Source organism: Methanomicrobium sp. (genome assembly GCF_055145805.1).
In genome coordinates, this window is the sequence record NZ_JBSREC010000037.1 from 56,460 (window position 1) to 74,698 (window position 18,239).

Consider the following 18,239-nt stretch of genomic DNA (forward strand, 5'->3'; position numbering starts at 1 on the left):
AGTCATAACCTCATAAAAAATTCTTATTCGCTTCCTGTGCATCAGCTTCATCGGCTGCCTGTCTGGATTCCTCTTCTGCTGCTGCGTTGGACTGTTCAATCTCCATCGCTTCAGCGTAAGCAGCAGCTTCTGCCTCAGCTTCCATCGCTGCCATTTCAGCAGCGTAATCATTATTCATTTCTCATTCACTCCTTCTCGGCGCTTCCGGAGCTCTGCAAAGGTCAGCGACCCCTGCAATCCATCTGTAAAAAGACATTGTGTTTTTCAGGAGACGGATTTCTTTCTGAGCGTCCTTTAGCATCTGCTTCTGCTCAAGCTGCGCTTTCTTCAGGGTGTTGATTGTCATACACGCCAGTGTAATCGAACCGGCTTCGTCAGAATAGAACTCGCAGACATCTACTGAAGAGGCCGCTGCATCCGTCAGGGTCTCGACATCTTCAAGAGTCAGATCCCATAGGGGTTTTGTGGCGCCGCCGAGTTTCGGTGCGAGGATAGCATACTGGCCGGTCTTGCGGATCGCAGGTAACACATCTTCAAAGACCCAGTCGGCGAACTTCTCAGCCGCCGGTAGTTTGCTCCTCATGATGAGGCGGTAAAGGTCGGGTTCAGAAATGTAATTCACACGCTGAATACCACCCGCTGAAGGGGTGTCCAAAACGGTCACCCCTTTGCAGTGAGTTCGTATCGCTTTCTCAGGCCCTTTGTAGCCCAGTGCACCCGCAACATCAGTTGCAACAAAATAGTGCTGACCATCTATGGTCGCAGTCCTTACAGTTCCAAAGATAGCAGAGGTGAACATCTGGTATCGGGCATCAGTACCCGAAACAATGAAGTTCTCATACGTCGATACTTCTTTGCTTATTTCGTTCCGGGCTTTTGCGACCTGCACGGGACGGGTTTTCTTTTTTTGTGTCATGATTTCTACTCCTTATCTATAGATTTGAGTGCATCAGATACGATTCTTCGAATCATTCCCGAACGAGATCTCCCCTCATTGGTGGCTAAAATATCAATGGAAGCCACTTCTTTAGGAGATAGTCGCACCCCTACGATACTCATTTTTACTTTTGTTGCTTTGGCTTGTGTTGCCATATGGTATCATAAGTTGCTATAATATATAATGGTTGCCGATTGTTGTCGCGAGTTGTCAAAAGATATATTATGTTGTCTTTAGATGTTATACATTATAATGGGGAGAGATGGTGAGATCCAATTAAGTGTTAGACTGCCCACTAAATTCAGAGATGAATGTAAAGTATATTCAGATGGAGCAGGTCAAACATTAGCGGAATGGATAAGGAGAGCAATGCGGGAAAAACTGGAACGCGATAGTGGCACTGTAAATAATGCAATAATACCTGATGAAGTTTTAAGAGAATTGATTCGTGAAGAAATCCAGAGAGAAAAGGAGAAACTAATAAAAGAACACAAGAAAAAAGAAATTTAATTAAAAAGAATGTGTCACATGGACATATGAAGACGAACCTGTGTGGCTGCTCCCTTCTTCTAGAAGCTCTTTATATGGGCCATATAAAATCACCTCAACCCATCCATCTTCAGATCCGGATTGATAAAAATCTTTGAAATCAAGATCCAGAATACACTGTGCAAACTCTGTTCCTTCAGGTACATTAATTCTAGTACTTCCATGACCAGTTCTGGATGAAGTTTTACCATCAAAAGAGACTGTGGCATCCCAGACATGGCTTGCTGATACTTCAAAATAAGTTCCGGGAAGAGCCCCTTCATAATTTGCAAGGGCTTCTGCTTCGGCCGCTGCTTCGGATTCAGCTATTGTTTCAGAATATTGCTGTTCTGCAAAAGCTGTATCTTTTTCATCTATTCTTGAAATGTCAACATGCTTGTAAACTCCAGTAGCATATTCATGAACCTTATCAAAAGAGAAATCCCTTGCATATTCGGATACCTCAAAATGCCCTGGCACGGATTCCCCTGCATCCTGAATTGCCCACCTTACAGTGTATGTGTCATTGTTGACTGCAATAATAACTAAATACCAACTCTCATCTTTGGCAACAACATCGCCTGCGACATATAGGGGCACAATATCTTCTTGTTCCGGAACAATTGTCGCCTGTTCCTGAACTTCAGCAAGAGGGGGTTCCTGAACCCCTGCCCCCATATCCTCCACTGATGCACCTGAACTCGAGCATCCACAAGTGAAAATCAATCCTAAAATTATCAATACTACAATTGCAGTTAATCCAGTTTGTTTCATATTTCCCCTCATAATTAATGAAAATTAATTTTTTAGCTAAATATAAGTTGTGCTTCAATAAAAAAATAAAAAAATCACAAAGAGGAATTGATCAATATAAATTGATCAACTCATTAATTGATTTTAAAAATTCAGGTTCTGCTAAAAGTTTGCTGATCCTGATTGTAATCCCATGATCAATACTGTGTGACGCCCCCGTTTTCCCCCCACGTGCCGGGGTCGTACTGCCTAAGGCTCGTCCGGCTGAAGCAACTTGTCTGCGTAGTCGTGCATCGTTGGGGTGTAAGCATCGTTTAAAGTGATGTTTGAAAGGCACTACGCTTTACCTCAAAGATGTGTTCGGTAAATCTGAGCATAAAGTGTTGGTGTGCAGTGCGAAAGTGAATATCAAGGATAAAAATTAAATGATAAATATGGATAAAATCAACAACCCTCAGTCAGTAAAGCACTATTTTATTATTAGCATAACCTAAACTTGATCAACAATGACACGCCTCTCCATCATGGGAGTAGGGAAAATCGGCGGAGAAGTCGCATATCTCTCCTCTGTTATGGGAATTGCTGATGAAATTCAGATATATGACAGCAATCCTTCCCTTCTTCTGGCACAGAAACTCGACTTAGTCCATACAGGAATTGATATCAAAATTTCAGCAGATAATAATAACATAAAAGATTCAGACATAATTATTTTTTCCGCAGGATTGTCAAGAAATCCTAAAATTAAGACCAGAACCGATCTTCTGAAATCAAATCTTCCGGTTGCAAAAGAGTTTTGCAAAAAGATTAGAGGATTTGAAGGAGTTATCATCTGTGTCACAAATCCAATGGATGCAATTAGTTACTATATATCCAAAAACGCGGATGTCGAAAGGGAGAAGTGCATAGGCTTTGGAGGTCAGCTTGATCTTGCAAGGTTTAAAAATTTCCTTGAAATGAGAGGTTTTAATCCAAAAGGAGCATGGGTTATGGGTGAACACGGTGAATACCAGGTACCTGTCTTCTCTGAAATCTCAGATCAGGTCAGTCAGGAGATCAGAGAAGAGATTCTTCTGGAGATGAGGGGTGCAAGTATGCCTGTTATCAGTGGCAAAGGCGGAACAGTCTTCGGCCCGGCTTATAACATAATTAAACTGATAAGAGCAGTCTCGGAAGACAGAAAAGAGATTCTTCCATGCTCCTGTACACTTGAAGGTGAGTACGGATATTCAAAACTTTCCACCGGAGTTCCGGTGATAGTAGGTAAAAACGGAATTGAAAAAATAATCGAAAGAGAACTTGATTCCTGGGAAGGGCAGAAATTCAAAGAAGCAGCAGAGCACCTAAAAGCGCTGTGCAGTAAGGTATGAAAATGAAACAGGAGATAAACCCGATACGACTGGCCATAAATCAGGTTGAATATTCAAACAGCCCTGATGGAACAATAATACATATATTTGGGAGAGACGAATCCGGAAAGGCACACCAGATAATTGTTACCGGATTCAGGCCTTATTTTTATGCACCCGCAGAAGAAGTGCAAAACAAAAGACTCCCCGAGGGTTCAGAAGCAGATTTTTCCGATGATTACATCGCTATTCGCGGCGATAAACTTTCAAAAATATATACACCCAAACCGGGTGATGTCAGAGAGATGCGTGAATCATACAGGCATTATGAGGCAGACATACCCTTTGCAACAAGGTTTATGATAGACACCGGACTTACAGGCGGCGTCGAAGTATTTTCAGAAATAACAGATTATCATGATATTAGTCCTGCTGATGTTAATGCTCCTGCAAGAATCTGTTTTATGGACATTGAATGTGAGGATGAAAACGGATTTCCTGACGCAAACAGAGAGATGATAAACTGTATCACCTGCTGGGATTCGTTTGATGACATATATACCACATTCTTCTGGCCTAAAGACAGGAATACAAACACCGGTCTTAAGAGTATATCAAAAAAGCATGAACTGAAGATCTTTTCAGGAGAAAAAGAACTTCTAAACGCATTATCTGAATACATCTCAGAAAAGGACCCTGATGTTTTATCAGGGTGGAATTTTGTTGATTTTGATATTCCCTATATCCTTAAAAGAATGGAAATCCTGGGACTTAGAGAGGACACACTCTCAAGAATCCCGGGCGCAGGAGCAAGAAATCCGACAAGGGGGCGGGCACTTTTCGATCTTCTTACAGCATACAAAAAGATGCAGGGTGCAAGAAAAGAATCATACCGGCTTGATGCAATCGCAGAAGAAGAGATTGGTGAAGGCAAAATAAGGTATAAAGGGACAATTTCTGATCTCTGGGTAAAAAATCCACAAAAACTTATTGAATATAATGTAAAAGATGTCGAGCTTTGTGTCGGAATAAACAAAAAAAATAATATTGTTGAATTTTACAGGGAGATTGCGAGATATGTCGGATGTCCGCTTGACAGAACGTTAAACTCATCCAATATCATAGATATCTTCGTTTTGAGAAAGGCATTTGGAAAATACATTCTTCCTTCAAAAGGCTATGCGGATGCAGAGGAATTTGAAGGTGCCACCGTATTTGATCCCTCACGTGGTGTAAAGGAAAATGTCGTTGTTTTAGACTTAAAATCACTTTACCCAATGTGCATGATGACAATCAATGCCTCTCCGGAGACAAAGGATGCAAAAGGTGAACTCAACGCCCCTAACGGCATAAGATTCAAAAAAGAGCCTGATGGTCTGACAAGAAGCATAATAAGCGATCTTCTAAAGGAAAGAGACGAAAAAAAGGCTCTCCGAAATAATTTTGAGTATGGTTCGTCTGAGTATATCCTCTACGATCTCCAGCAGAATGTGATGAAAGTCATTATGAACACATACTACGGAGTTTCCGGTTATGCAAGATTCAGGCTATATGACAGGGAAATTGGTTCTGCTGTCACATCTGTCGGAAGAGCAATAATAGAGCATACGAGAAATATCATAGAAAAAGCCGGTTATACAGTAATCTACGGCGACACTGATTCATGTATGATCATGCTTCCCCCAATGGATAAAAAAGAGACTATTAAAACCGCTGTTGCAATAGAAAAAGCCCTGAATGAAAGCTACTCTCTATTTGCAAAAGAAAACTTAGGAGCTGATACACATTACTTCTCAATAAAATTTGAGAAAATATATGAACGGTTCTTTCAGGCAGGCAAAAAAAAGAGATATGCGGGGTATCTTGTATGGAAAGAGGGAAAGGATGTCAATCAGATAGATATTGTCGGATTCGAGATGAAAAGGAGTGACTCTCCACAGATTACCAAAGAAGTCCAGCATAAGGTAATGGAGCTCATTTTAAAGGGATCTGATAAAGCCGAGCTGAAAAATTATCTGGGAGAGATTATCAAAAAATACCGTAAGGGTGAGTATTCACTCGAAGATATTGGCATACCCGGGGGGATAGGTAAGGAACTGAATTCATATGAAAACAAGGACGCACATGTAAGAGGCGCCATCTATTCAAACAAATATCTCGGTACTGACTTTAAAAGAGGAAGTAAGCCAAAACGCGTCTATATCAAATGCGTTACTGGCAAATATCCACAGACAGATGTTCTGGATTTTGAATATGCAGATCAGGTGCCTGCCGAATTCATTACAGACTGGGAAACAATGATGGAAAAAAGCATAAAACTGCCAATATCCCGCATAATTGAGGCAATAGGGATGGACTGGAATGATGTCGATCCGTCAAGAACAACGCTCTTCGATTTCGGGATGTGAAAAATTATGAAGATTCGCGGATGGATGGAAGTTGACGGAACCATACTTTCTGAAAAAGAGATAAAAGAAATAGTTCTAAAAAACCCGGAGAAATTATCAGTTTGCGGCGGGGAATTTTTCCTGAAATGGGATGACTGCATGGCAAGGGATCATCTGGGTATTATTCCGGGAGACTGCCCGGCCGGAAAGATTTTTTGCAATGGAACTGAATCAGGATGCATAAACCCTGAACCGGAGATGCTCCCTCTTGAAAAAGCAATAGAGAAGGCCGTAAACCTCAGAAGCAGTGACGGCGTTGTTGCATTTTCAGGCGGTGTTGACTCAGCACTTATAGCAAAAATTGCAAAAAGACCATGCGTTACAGTAGGTCTGAAAGGTTCACATGACCTTAAACATGCAACGGAAGTCGCATCCGGCCTCGAACTTGAGGAAACACATTTCATCGAAATTCCAAAAGATGATGTCAGAAAGGCATTAAAAACTGTCCTCCCGATAATCCCATTAAAAACTCCGGTTGAGGCATCAATTGCAACAACTATGTTCTTTGTCACAAAGTGGGCGCGTGAGAACGGTTATGAGAAAGTCATAGCGGGCCAGGGTGCCGATGAATTATTTGGAGGATATGCAAGATATCTTGAAACTGAATGTATAGAAAATACACTGAAAAACGACTTTGAGAGTCTCAAAAGGCAGGGGCGGCGTGACCAGGCAGTTGCTGAAAAAAACAGCACATATATATCCTGTCCTTATCTGGATGTAAGAGTTTTGCGCGCTGCAAAGGCATTACCCCCTGATAATATGGTTCATGAAGGCATACGAAAATACCCCCTTCGGAAGGTTGCTTCCATGCATATGCCTGATGATTTTGCCTTCTATGGCAAGAAAGCCATGCAATACGGCAGTGGTATAATGAAAGAAATTCAGAAACTTGCACGGGATAACGGTTATAAAAACTCGGTGCAACGGTACATAGATCACTTAATTTGAGGTTCTTAGAATAATGGTTCTGGAAGATGAAGTAGAAGGCATAGCAAAACTTGCCGATATATCAATAGAAAAAGATAAACTGGCCGGATTTACCAGTCAGTTCAACAATATTCTTGAATACTTTGACATTTTAGACACTGTTGAAACAGAGGAGATTGAAGAAGAAACACTCTTCAATGTCCTGCGTGAGGATGAGGTTACACCTTCTCTGTCACAGGCAGATGCCCTTTCTAATGCAAATGAAACAGAAGACGGCTACATAAAAGCACCAAAGGTGATGTAGAAATGGAGGAGTACATCTTTGATGTGGAGGATAAAAACAACGCATTTATCACAATAACCAAAAGTTCTGCATTTGGTGAAGGGGTACTTTCCGGAGTGCCTGTTGCTGTAAAAGACAATATATCAACAAAAGGAATTGAGACCACCTGCGGTTCGAAAATCCTCAAAGGCTACATTCCCCCATATGACGCACATGTTGTAACACTTCTGAAAAATGAAGGTGCAGCAATTGTCGGCAAAACAAATATGGATGAATTCGGCATGGGAACTACTACCGAAAATTCAGCCTACGGTGTTACCACAAACCCCTGTGACATAACACGTGTTCCAGGTGGTTCTTCAGGAGGAAGCGCTGCGGCAGTCGCATCCGGCATGGTTCAGATGGCACTGGGTTCCGATACCGGCGGCTCTATCAGATGTCCCGCGTCATTCTGCGGAATTGTCGGACTTAAACCAACATACGGGCGCGTTTCCCGTTACGGCCTCATAGCATATTCAAACTCTCTTGAACAGATTGGACCTATGGCAAAAAATGTCTCAGATGTCTCAAAATTAATGGAAGTTATCTCTAAACCTGACAAATATGACACAACCGCTTACAACAGACCTTATTCACATACGCCTTCAGACGGAATGAAAGGCAAAAAGATTGGTATTCCAAAGGAATATTTCGGAGAAGGTGTTGATGAGAAAGTTTCAGAATGCGTAATGAATGCAATCTCAAAGATGGAAGCTCTTGGAGCCGAGACTGTTGAATGTTCCATTCCAGGCATGAGATACGCGATAGCGGCATATTATGTTACATGCACAAGTGAGGCATCATCAAACCTTTCAAGATTCGACGGTGTCAGATTCGGTCCGAAGATAGATACTGTCAGAAGCTGGCATAACGAGTACAGGGATTACAGAGGTAAAAACTTCGGCGAAGAGGTCAAAAGAAGAATTCTTCTCGGAACATTTGCACTATCAGCCGGATATTACGGCAAATACTATGCAAAAGCGCAGATTGCAAAGAGTAACATAAAAAAAGATTTTCTTCGCATCCTAAAAGATGTTGACCTTATTGCAGGCCCGACTATGCCAAACATTGCATACAAAATCGGTGAAAAAAGCGATCCTCTTGAGATGTACTTAAGTGACATCCTCACTGTTCCTGCAAACCTCGCAGGTGTTCCCGCAATATCAGTTCCATGTGGAAAGATTGATAAAATGCCGGTCGGACTTCAGATTATCGGAAAACATTTTGATGAGGAATCGGTAATCGACGCTGCGTTTGCATACGAACAGGAGGTGGCATAATTGACTGAAACAAAGGATGTCAAAGACTTAAAAATAATAATTGGTCTTGAAATACACTGCCAGTTAAATACAAAAACAAAACTTTTCTGCGGATGCTCGACTGATTATCGGGATGATGAACCCAACACCCACGTATGCCCGATATGCCTGGGACTCCCAGGCGCTCTTCCAAAATTAAACAAACAGGCCGTTATATACGCACTAAAGGTTGCGAAGGCATTAAACCTTGAAATTCCCGAATTTTCGGAATTCTCACGTAAAAATTATTTTTATCCTGATCTTCCAAAAGGATATCAGATAAGTCAGTATGACAAACCTGTGGCAGAAACAGGCATTATGACTGTGGATGATGATGAAGGTCATGAAAAAGAGGTAAGAATTACAAGAATTCACTTAGAAGAAGACCCTGGAAGACTTGTTCACAAGACATCAAGAGACAGGGCAGGCTATTCTCTTGTTGACTACAACAGATCCTCAATACCCTTAATCGAGATAGTAACAGAGCCTGACCTTTCATCTCCAAAAGAAGCAAGGCGGTTTTTGAACAAACTGCGTTCAACTCTTGAGTACCTGGACGTCTTTGACGGTGAGAAAGAAGGTGCCATACGTGTTGACGCAAACATCTCACTTGAAGGTCACAATCGTGTGGAATGTAAAAACATCTCATCATACAAGGGTGTTGAAAAAGCACTTACATTTGAGATTACTCGCCAGAGAAACATGATCCGAAGAGGGCAGAGGATTGTTCAGGAGACCCGACACTTCCAGGAAGGAAGAGGAATTACAACAGGCTCAAGAAGCAAAGAGGACGAAAACGACTACCGTTACTTCCCTGAACCGGACCTGCGCCCGTTAAGGGTCAAATCATGGGTTAAGGATATCGAACTGCCCGAACTGCCCGATGCAAGACGTGAGAGATTTATCAGACAATACGGAGTCTCTGTAAACCATGCAAAAACACTGACCGGAGATATCAGAGTAGCAATATTTTTTGAAGAAATAGCTACCTGTGATCCTGTTCTCTGTTCAACATGGGTTGCAGACACTCTTTTGGGAGAACTCTATTATCGCGATATGAAGATAGACTCTGTTCCAAAAGACAATTTCAAAGACCTTATTGTCCTTCTCAAAGACAAAGAGATAACAGACAGGGTTGCAGTTGATGTCTTAAGAATAATTCTGGACCAGATCAAAAACGAAAGTGTTTGTGAGATGCCCTCTGACGTTGTATCAAGAATGGGACTCTCAAAGGGAAGCGATGATGAATTCTCAGAGATTATCAAAAAAGTAATTGAAGCGAATCCACAGGTTGTTTCCGATTATCATAGCGGGAAAGGAAATGCCATAAACTTCCTTGTGGGACAGATTATGAAAGAGACAAAGGGTCGTGCAGATCCTAAAAGTCTGAACAAATCAATAATGGAATATATCACAGGACTGGAGTGATTCTTTCTCATGCACCTGATAATTGCTGAAAAAAATATAGCAGCCCAGAGAATAGCCGGTTTTTTAGCCGGCAGCAGTAAAGTAACCGCAGATAAAAAAGGAGGAGTCAACTCCTATCATTTTAACGAATCTGTATCAATAGGTCTTCGCGGACATGTCGTGGAGATAGATTTTGAAGAAGGTTACTCAAACTGGCGAAGCGAGGTGCATACTCCAAGGACTCTTATCGAAGCGGGAATGATCAAAAAGGCTACTGAGAAGAAGATAGTGGCCCTCATAAAAAAATATGCAAAAAAGGCGACCCTTGTTACAATAGCAACCGATTATGACCGTGAAGGAGAATTAATCGGAAAAGAAGCATATGAGATAGTCAGATCCGCAAACAAGAAAGTGAAAATAAACAGGACTGTTTTCAGCGCTATTACAAGGCAGGAAATTATAAACGCCTTTGAAAACCCGACGGAGATAGACTTCAGTCTTGCTGCAGCAGGAGAAGCAAGGCAGGAGATAGACCTGGTATGGGGTGCTTCCCTGACCCGTTTTATTACCATTGCCGCAAAAAGAGGAGGGAATAATATTCTTAGTGTGGGTCGTGTCCAGAGTCCGACACTTGGAATGATTGTTGACAGGGAAAAAGAGATAGAGGCCTTTATTCCCGAACCCTACTGGATGCTAAGTGTTACAACTGAAAAGACAGGTGAGGCATTTGACGCAAGGCATACAAATGGAAAATTCTGGAACTTTGATGAAGCAGAAAAGGCAAAAAAAAGTACAAAAGAGCCACTTTTAGTAACCGATATCAGGGAAGGGACAAAAAACGACTCTGCACCGACTCCTTTTGATACAACCGCTTTTATCGTTGCCGCCGGCCGTCTGGGTTTTAGCGCTTCCAATGCAATGAGAATTGCAGAAGAGCTCTACATGAACGGTTTTATCTCGTACCCGAGAACTGACAATACAATCTATCCCCCTTCACTGGAACTTGATGCAATACTATCAGATCTTAAAAGAACACCTTTCAAAAAAGAAGCAGAATGGGTTGAAAATAACAAAAGGCAAACCCCGACCAGAGGAAAGAAATCAAGTACAGATCACCCGCCTATTCATCCGGCAGGTCCGGCAAGACCTGATCAAATGGACGAACGGACATGGAAGGTCTATGAACTTGTTGTAAGGCGCTTCCTTGCAACCCTCTCACCTGATGCAAGATGGAAAACCTTAAAAATTCTTTTTGACGCAGGCGGAGAGGAGTACACATCCACAGGACAGATACTTGAGACCGAAGGCTACAGGCATGTATACACATACAGCCAGGCAAAAGATCAGATTCTGCCTGAGATTGCTGTCGGCGAAAATCTGCCTGTAAAAGAGATTATTCTTGAGGATAAAGAGACACAGCCACCGGCCCGCTACTCACAGAGCAAATTAATCCAGCAGATGGAAGAGCTTGGCCTCGGTACAAAATCCACACGCCATGAGGTAATTGGAAAACTTATCTCAAGACGTTATGTTGAGGAGTCTCCCCTAAAGCCGACACTTGTAGGGAAAGCCGTTACAGAAACCCTTGAAAATTATGCAGGGCTTATAACCAAACCCGACATGACCCGCACTCTGGAATCCCATATGGAGGATATCAAAAAGGGTCAGAGAGTTAAAGGGAATGTTGTCGATGAATCAAAACAAATGCTTCACAGGATATTCGACGAACTTGAGGCAAACGAGGACAACATCGGCAGCGAAATCATGGAAAAAACAGCCGAGGAAAGGATCGTCGGTAAATGCCCGATCTGCGGGGAGAGTCTTATGATCAGAAATTCAAAAGGGATGGCCCAGTTTATCGGGTGTAACGGGTATCCTGACTGTTCATTCAATATAGGTCTTCCTTCGGCACAATGGGGAAGGGCAATAAAAGAAGATAAAACATGTGACATTCACGGATTAAACTACATAAAACTGATCAGAAAAGGCTCAAGACCATGGGATATCGGGTGCCCGTTATGCAATCATATAGACTCCAATCTTGAATCAATCAGGCTCATGCCCTGTATGACAGAAGAACTTGTTCAAAAACTCCATTCTGTCCACATATACTCAGTATATGAAATTGCAAATATGGATTCAGTAATCCTTTTGGAAAAATTAAACGTAAGCAAAGAATTTGTGGATATTCTTAAAACAAATGCTGGAGAGATACTTGAACTTCTGAGAAAAAGATCAGAACTTAGAAAGTTCGTCAGAAAAATTATTCCGCCAAGAAGAGGCAGAAGCCATGCAAAGGTCTTAAATGCCATTATTGAATCAGGAATAAACAATATCGCAGACCTATCAAAATCTGACGAAAAAACACTAAAAAAGATGTTTTTAAGCGAACAGGAAGCAGAAAGTCTGATTTATGAAGCCAGAAGTGTCCATAACAAAGAACTTTTACGAAGTTACGGCGTCCCGGCAGTCAGTCTTAAAAAATATATGGAAGCCGGCTTTATTTCACCCGAAGACTTTTGCTTTATTCATCCGGCATATCTTAGCTTAAAAACCGGAATTAATATTGACACAGTCTATAAACACGCAGGAATGGTATGCAATGCAAGAGGTGTGATTCTTCCCAAAAAATTAACCAAAAAAGCATTTGAAGCAGGTAAAGCAGAACTTCTCACAATAAAAGGAGTTGGAGAAAGCCTGATTGAAAAGCTATTTTTTGCAGGGATAACAGATATTATTACATTAAAAAATGCCAATGCAGTTCTTCTTTCCAAAAAGGCAGGAATATCGGAAGATAAAATAAAACAACTACAGGCAGAGATCTGATATCTGGTGAATGACAATGAAAAACGACTGGAAAAACTGGAAGCATATAACAAAACTCGATCCCGACAAGGAAATCCCCAAAGAGACAGTTGAAGATATAGTAACAAGCGGCACAGACGCACTGATGCTGTCCGGAACTCTGAATGTTACAAAAGAGAATCTCACCTGCCTCCGTGAACAGGTTAAGGAATACGGTGTCCCGATGGTTATTGAACCCGCAGATCCAAGCGGAGCAATATTTGAGGGAGTAAAAGGGCTTTTTGTTCCAAGCGTGCTAAACACACCGGATATCACATGGATTCTTGGAAAACATGAATACTGGGTTAAAAAAGATAAAAATATCCGGTGGGACATGGTTGTTCCTGAAGCCTATATTGTTCTAAATCCTGAATCATCTGTGGGAAAAGTTACAAGAGCAGTGTGCGACCTTCCGGTTGAAGATGTCTGTGCATATGCAACCGTTGCTGAAAAATACTTCAATTTCCCGGTTGTGTACATTGAATATTCCGGAACATACGGAAATCCTGCAATAGTGAAGGCTGTATCAGAAGTACTCGAAAATTCACGCCTCTATTACGGCGGCGGTATAAATTCAGGAAAAAAGGCTTCTGAGATGGCAAAATATGCTGATACAATTGTCGTTGGAAATGCAGTCTATGAAAAAGGCGCAAAAATATTAAAAGAAACAGTGTGTGCTGTTAAATAAATGCCTGAAATTGAAATCGTGCTCTGTGAACCTCTTTATGAGGGGAATATCGGATTTGCTGCAAGGGTTATGAAAAACTTTGGTTTTTCAAGACTGACTCTGATAAATCCGCCTCCCATAGGTGATGAAGCTATTGCACGTTCTTCACATGCAAGAGATGTTTTGGAAAACGCAAGACATGTTTCATCTCTTGACGAAGTGATAAAAGAAAGTAATGTGCTTGTTGCAACGACAGGTGAGATCTCAAAGACGGTTTCAACCTCAATGCGTATGCCATATTATACACCTCATGAATTAAGAGAAATTCTTGAGAAAACAGATGGCAGAGTATCTATTTTGTTCGGCCGGGAAAACTGGGGACTTTCAAACGAAGAGATATCAAAATGCGATATAATATGCACAATACCTGCATCAGAGGTTTATCCTATTGTAAATATTTCACATGCCGTTGGAATTATCGTTTATGAACTTGCAAACATCCAGAGGGGAACATACGAAATTGCCTCAAGGATAGAAACAGATGCACTTTATGAACATTTCAGCACGTTTTTAGAGACTATTAATCATCCGGAATACAAAAGAGAAAACACTCTTATAATGATTAGAAGGATCTTTGGAAGGACTGCGCTTACAATCCGTGAGGTCTCGGCATTTCATGGTCTCCTTAGAAAAGCTGAAAACCAGATAAAGGGTAACCCGAAAGACAAAAAGTAAAAATTACAGCTATTTTTTGATTTTATCCCTTTTACCACCAGACAGTCTAAATTTTATAGAGAGATCAATGAGTGATGGATAAATTCCCTGCACCATATAATCATTCAAAAATCAATCCTTAATTTATATCAGATTAAGAAAACATATCAGGAAATTTTAACCAATCATCATGCCAATATCTGATGGTAAATATGATCCTTGTTGACTGGCAGATAAAAGACCGTATTGAAAGGGGTTTTATTGGTATCAATCCCTATGACTCAAAATTCATACAGCCAAATTCCATTGACATACGCCTTGGAGACCATTTCGTATGGTATAAAGAGAGTGATGAGGTAATTGACCCTTATGACGGCGATTCAATATGCTCGGATGTCTCGGAGATGAATGCAGAATATATTGACATCAATCCCGGAATGTTTGTTCTTGCAGAAACATATGAAGCAATAACCCTCCCGGACAATATTGTTGCCACAATCGAAGGAAAAAGCAGTATTGCTCGTCTTGGAATTACCCTCCATCAGACAGGAGGATGGATTGATGCAGGTTTTAGCGGAACAATCACACTTGAAATCTGCAATGCAAACCAGCGCCCTGTACGTCTTTATGCAGGAATGCCAATAGGACAACTTGTTTTTTACACAACAGAACGCTCTCTTCACCCCTACGGGTCAAAAGGCGACGCAAAATACCTAAACCAGAAAAATGCCACTCTCTCAAGGTATCATGAAAATAAAAAGCAGGATGCCATAAAGTAACGATAACCTAAATAGAAAAAAAACCAATTTTAAGGACACCGGAGACACAAAAAATGCGACTTCTGTTAATTCATTCTGACAATATCAAATACATCGCACAGAAAAAAACCCCTGTTGCAGAGGAAGAGGTAATACTCGAAGACTCACTGGATGAGGCGCTCACAGTTTTTTGCGCTGTTGAATCTGTAGACGAAGAAAATATCTCTTACGTAATCTCAAAAACAAAAGAAGAGATATTAGAGACAGCAGGAAAACTTGGAGCATCCAATGTGATGATATATCCATATGCGCATCTCTCAAGCGACCTCTCATCACCAAAGGCTGCCATAGAAGTTCTCAAGGGAATTGAAGAGGCATGCAGAGAAGATACAGGCTTTACAGTAAAGCGTGCACCTTTCGGATGGTACAAGGCATTCACACTATCCTGCAAAGGTCACCCGCTATCCGAACTTTCAAAGACAATTGTCCCTGGAGATGCTGCTGAAGAGAAGCATGAGAAAAAAGCAGTCACCCACAATTTCTTCGTTCTTACACCCGAAGGTGATAAAAAAGACTATAAAGACTACGCAGACGACTCACCTCTTGGAAAACTCATTAAAAAAGAGACAGGCATGGGAGTCGAGCAGGGCGGGGAACCGCTACATGTTGAACTCATGCGCTCAAAGGAGCTTGTTGATTATGAGCCGTTATCTGATGTTGGTCATCACCGCTGGATGCCACGCGGAAAGATTGTGCGTGATCTCCTCTCGGATTATGTCTTAAACCTGGTTCTTGATTACGGAGGAATGCCTGTCGAGACGCCTGTGATGTATGATCTCGGAAATGCCGCAATAAACGAGCACGCCGGCAAATTCGGAGAAAGGCAGTATCGCTTCAAATCAGGAAATCGCAGTATGATGCTTCGTTTTGCGGCATGTTTTGGGATGTTTTCAATTATGCACGATATGCATATCTCCCCAAATACTCTTCCGATGAAGATGTATGAACTCTCTACATACTCATTCCGTCACGAGCAGAAAGGTGAATGTATCGGATTAAAGCGTCTTCGTGCATTTACAATGCCTGATATGCACTCACTGTGTGCGGATATGGACCAGACACTTGAGTGCTTCGAAGAACAGCTTATGATGGGATGGCAGACAGGAAAGGACTTTGAGTATCCTCTCGCCGGAATATTCCGCTGCACAGAAGACTTCTATAAAGACCATGAGGAATGGGTCAAAAAGATTGTCAGAATGTCAGAAACACCTCTGCTTATTGAGACGCTTTCAGACCGCGTTCACTACTGGATTGCAAAGGTGGATCTTGCGGCAATCGACGGACAGGGAAGGCCTATTGAAAACCCGACTGTTCAGATAGATGTCGAGAGTGCGGAACGCTTTGATATAAAATATTACAACATTGAAAACGAGGTTGTATATCCGCCTATAATTCACTGCTCACCGACAGGGTCGGTTGAACGTGTAATATGCGCACTTCTTGAAAACACAGCATCACAGACTGTTCCTATGCTTCCTGTATGGCTCTCACCTACACAGGTAAGAATAGTGCCTGTGGCAGAGCGTCATCTTGAGTTTGCAGAGAAAGTCTGCCTGGATATGAATAAAGCAGGTATACGCTGTGATATGGATGACCGTGAAGAGAGCGTCGGCAAAAAAGTCAGGGAAGCAGGAATGGACTGGGTTCCTTACGTTGCAGTCGTCGGCGATGCCGAACTCGAATCAGGAAAACTTACAGTAACAATAAGAAAAGAGTCACAGCCGAAAAAGCCGGTGAAAATTGAATCCAATTCAGATGAGCTTATTGCCCGTGTAAAACAGGACTGCGAGGGAAATCCGGTAAGACCGCTTTATACTCCCAAGAAACTATCAATGAAACCAAGATTTATCTGAAACCAATAATTTCATTTTTTCCCTTTTTTTGAAGGAACAAGGCGAATATCTTAAATCCAAAGAAGATACATTTTTTTAAACCTAAAGTTCAAATGGTGATAAGTTATGGTCAAAGATATTATTGGCAGTGCCTTTTCCAGTACAAAGGAAGGTTTTGTCGGAGAATGGATGAAATGGGTTCTTTTAATCGTGTGTACATTCATCCAGTTAATCACACTTGGAATTGTTCCTGTATTAAACGGTTATATTGTAAGAGTATTTTCAGGAAGCGACGCTGCACCTGAAGTCAATCAATGGGGAAAACTCTTCATTGACGGATGGAAATACAATATTGTCGCCATCCTGTATATGATACCTGCAATCATTATTGCAGTCATATTAGGCTTTGTTGCAATTATGCCTGCAGCCATGGGATTTTTTACAACAGGTAATACTGAAGAAATAATGGCACTTATAGGCACACTCCTGACAGGTGTTCTCATAACAGGTGTTGTTATTCTTCTTCTGACACTCTTCATGTATATGGGGCTTGTACGCCTTGGAAAAACAAACAGTATAGGAGAAGCATTTAACTTAGGAGCTATAAACAAACAGATTAACGAAGGTGTCGGATGGCTTGGATACATCGGCTACTTCATTCTTCTATGGTTTATTGCAGTCATCTATGTAATAATAATATTAGTATTAGCAATGATTCCATATCTGGGGCTAATCTTTGCAATAATTTTAACACCGCTATTATCAGTGTTTGTTGCATATTACATGAAAAACATCTATGAAGCAGGCATTCAGGCCTGATATTCAGCAGATTTTTTTCCAGGAAAACTTTTTTTTAAATCAAACATTTAATACCTGAGTCTGCAAATATTATTCTTAAATGACCTCTATTCTGAAAAGGCAGATAATAATTCTCCTGATTTCAATAATTACAATTATAATTCTTTCACCATCTGCTTTTGCAACAGATACAGGTTCATCAGGCAATTTTAGTCCTGAATATTCATATGCTGAATATATTGAAAATAAAATTAATACTGCAAACACATCAGTGAATTTTTTTTACAGCAGGTACTGCGGTGCATGCCACAGGGCAATTCCTGTAATTGAGGAAATTTCCAGGAAATATCCGGATGTTAAAATCCATTACTATGATACATACAATTCATCAGAGAACAGAACTCTCCTTTTTATATTAGGAGACAATTACAATTTGCCTTATCCCTCATATCCTGTCCTTTTTGCCGGAGACACCATTGTCCTTGAGGGAGTATACGCAATAACCACAAATTCAGAAGAAATATTTCGTTATATTGATGGAGAATCCTCTTTTTCCATCCATCTCTTTTCATATTCACTGTCCGGGATCAGTCCTCCA

18 protein-coding genes are annotated in these 18,239 nt (G+C 41.2%); 14 read left to right on the forward strand and 4 right to left on the reverse strand.

The annotated features are described in order from the left end of the window. Positions 1–10: 10 nt before the first annotated feature. The 3 genes from ACTB1O_RS03035 to ACTB1O_RS03045 are packed head-to-tail and all read right to left on the reverse strand — an operon-like array spanning position 11 to position 1,092. The gene (locus ACTB1O_RS03035) at positions 11–178 is read right to left on the reverse strand and encodes a hypothetical protein (protein ID WP_462993664.1); all 168 of its coding nucleotides are present in this window, start codon (positions 176–178) and stop codon (positions 11–13) included. Positions 179–181: 3 nt separating this feature from the next. Further along, a complete protein-coding gene (locus ACTB1O_RS03040) occupies positions 182–916 on the reverse strand; it encodes a BRO-N domain-containing protein (protein WP_462993665.1) in 735 nt (244 codons plus the stop codon). 5 nt (positions 917–921) lie between these two features. Then, positions 922–1,092, reverse strand: coding sequence for a ribbon-helix-helix domain-containing protein (locus ACTB1O_RS03045; RefSeq protein ID WP_462993666.1), 171 nt, complete (start codon positions 1,090–1,092; stop codon positions 922–924). 97 nt (positions 1,093–1,189) lie between these two features. Here ACTB1O_RS03045 and ACTB1O_RS03050 point away from each other — a divergent pair, with 97 nt between their 5' ends. After that, positions 1,190–1,447 carry a hypothetical protein gene (locus tag ACTB1O_RS03050; protein WP_462993667.1) on the forward strand — a complete coding sequence of 86 codons (258 nt, stop codon included), beginning with the start codon at positions 1,190–1,192 and terminating at the stop codon, positions 1,445–1,447. Here ACTB1O_RS03050 and ACTB1O_RS03055 read toward each other — a convergent pair whose 3' ends face one another. Further along, positions 1,448–2,239 (reverse strand): hypothetical protein, encoded by a 792-nt coding sequence (locus ACTB1O_RS03055; protein WP_462993668.1) that lies wholly within the window; start codon positions 2,237–2,239, stop codon positions 1,448–1,450. A 485-nt stretch (positions 2,240–2,724) separates the two neighbouring features. On the opposite strand from ACTB1O_RS03055, the gene ACTB1O_RS03060 reads away from it, so the two are divergent. From ACTB1O_RS03060 to ACTB1O_RS03120, 13 genes are all read left to right on the forward strand, one after another. Beyond that, positions 2,725–3,588: a malate dehydrogenase gene (locus ACTB1O_RS03060; RefSeq protein ID WP_462993669.1), complete on the forward strand. Its 864-nt coding sequence runs from the start codon at positions 2,725–2,727 to the stop codon at positions 3,586–3,588. Then, positions 3,585–5,975, forward strand: coding sequence for a DNA-directed DNA polymerase (locus ACTB1O_RS03065; protein WP_462993670.1), 2,391 nt, complete (start codon positions 3,585–3,587; stop codon positions 5,973–5,975). Before ACTB1O_RS03060 ends, ACTB1O_RS03065 begins: the two co-directional genes overlap by 4 nt. A 6-nt stretch (positions 5,976–5,981) precedes the next feature. Further along, complete coding sequence (locus tag ACTB1O_RS03070; RefSeq protein WP_462993671.1) at positions 5,982–6,962, forward strand: asparagine synthase C-terminal domain-containing protein; 981 nt, start codon at positions 5,982–5,984, stop codon at positions 6,960–6,962. Positions 6,963–6,975: 13 nt separating this feature from the next. Next, positions 6,976–7,245, forward strand: a complete 270-nt coding sequence (gatC, locus tag ACTB1O_RS03075) for an Asp-tRNA(Asn)/Glu-tRNA(Gln) amidotransferase subunit GatC (protein ID WP_462993672.1) — start codon at positions 6,976–6,978, stop codon at positions 7,243–7,245. A gap of 2 nt (positions 7,246–7,247) precedes the next feature. Next, complete coding sequence (gene gatA / locus ACTB1O_RS03080) at positions 7,248–8,543, forward strand: Asp-tRNA(Asn)/Glu-tRNA(Gln) amidotransferase subunit GatA (RefSeq protein WP_462993673.1); 1,296 nt, start codon at positions 7,248–7,250, stop codon at positions 8,541–8,543. Further along, the gene (gene gatB, locus ACTB1O_RS03085; protein ID WP_462993674.1) at positions 8,544–9,989 is read left to right on the forward strand and encodes an Asp-tRNA(Asn)/Glu-tRNA(Gln) amidotransferase subunit GatB; all 1,446 of its coding nucleotides are present in this window, start codon (positions 8,544–8,546) and stop codon (positions 9,987–9,989) included. 9 nt (positions 9,990–9,998) lie between these two features. Beyond that, positions 9,999–12,794 carry a DNA topoisomerase I gene (locus ACTB1O_RS03090; RefSeq protein WP_462993675.1) on the forward strand — a complete coding sequence of 932 codons (2,796 nt, stop codon included), beginning with the start codon at positions 9,999–10,001 and terminating at the stop codon, positions 12,792–12,794. A 16-nt stretch (positions 12,795–12,810) separates the two neighbouring features. After that, entirely contained in the window at positions 12,811–13,500 is a 690-nt protein-coding gene (locus ACTB1O_RS03095; protein WP_462993676.1) for a phosphoglycerol geranylgeranyltransferase, read from the forward strand. Next, entirely contained in the window at positions 13,501–14,214 is a 714-nt protein-coding gene (locus ACTB1O_RS03100) for an RNA methyltransferase (RefSeq protein ID WP_462993677.1), read from the forward strand. Between the two features lie 191 nt (positions 14,215–14,405). Further along, on the forward strand, positions 14,406–14,972 hold the full coding sequence (gene dcd, locus ACTB1O_RS03105) for a dCTP deaminase (protein ID WP_462993681.1): 567 nt from the start codon (positions 14,406–14,408) through the stop codon (positions 14,970–14,972). 53 nt (positions 14,973–15,025) lie between these two features. Further along, positions 15,026–16,864 (forward strand): threonine--tRNA ligase, encoded by a 1,839-nt coding sequence (locus tag ACTB1O_RS03110; protein ID WP_462993678.1) that lies wholly within the window; start codon positions 15,026–15,028, stop codon positions 16,862–16,864. A gap of 105 nt (positions 16,865–16,969) precedes the next feature. Next, the gene (locus ACTB1O_RS03115; RefSeq protein WP_462993679.1) at positions 16,970–17,662 is read left to right on the forward strand and encodes a DUF4013 domain-containing protein; all 693 of its coding nucleotides are present in this window, start codon (positions 16,970–16,972) and stop codon (positions 17,660–17,662) included. Positions 17,663–17,741: 79 nt separating this feature from the next. Continuing rightward, on the forward strand, positions 17,742–18,239 hold a 498-nt coding region (locus ACTB1O_RS03120; protein ID WP_462993680.1), incomplete at its 3' end, for a TlpA family protein disulfide reductase.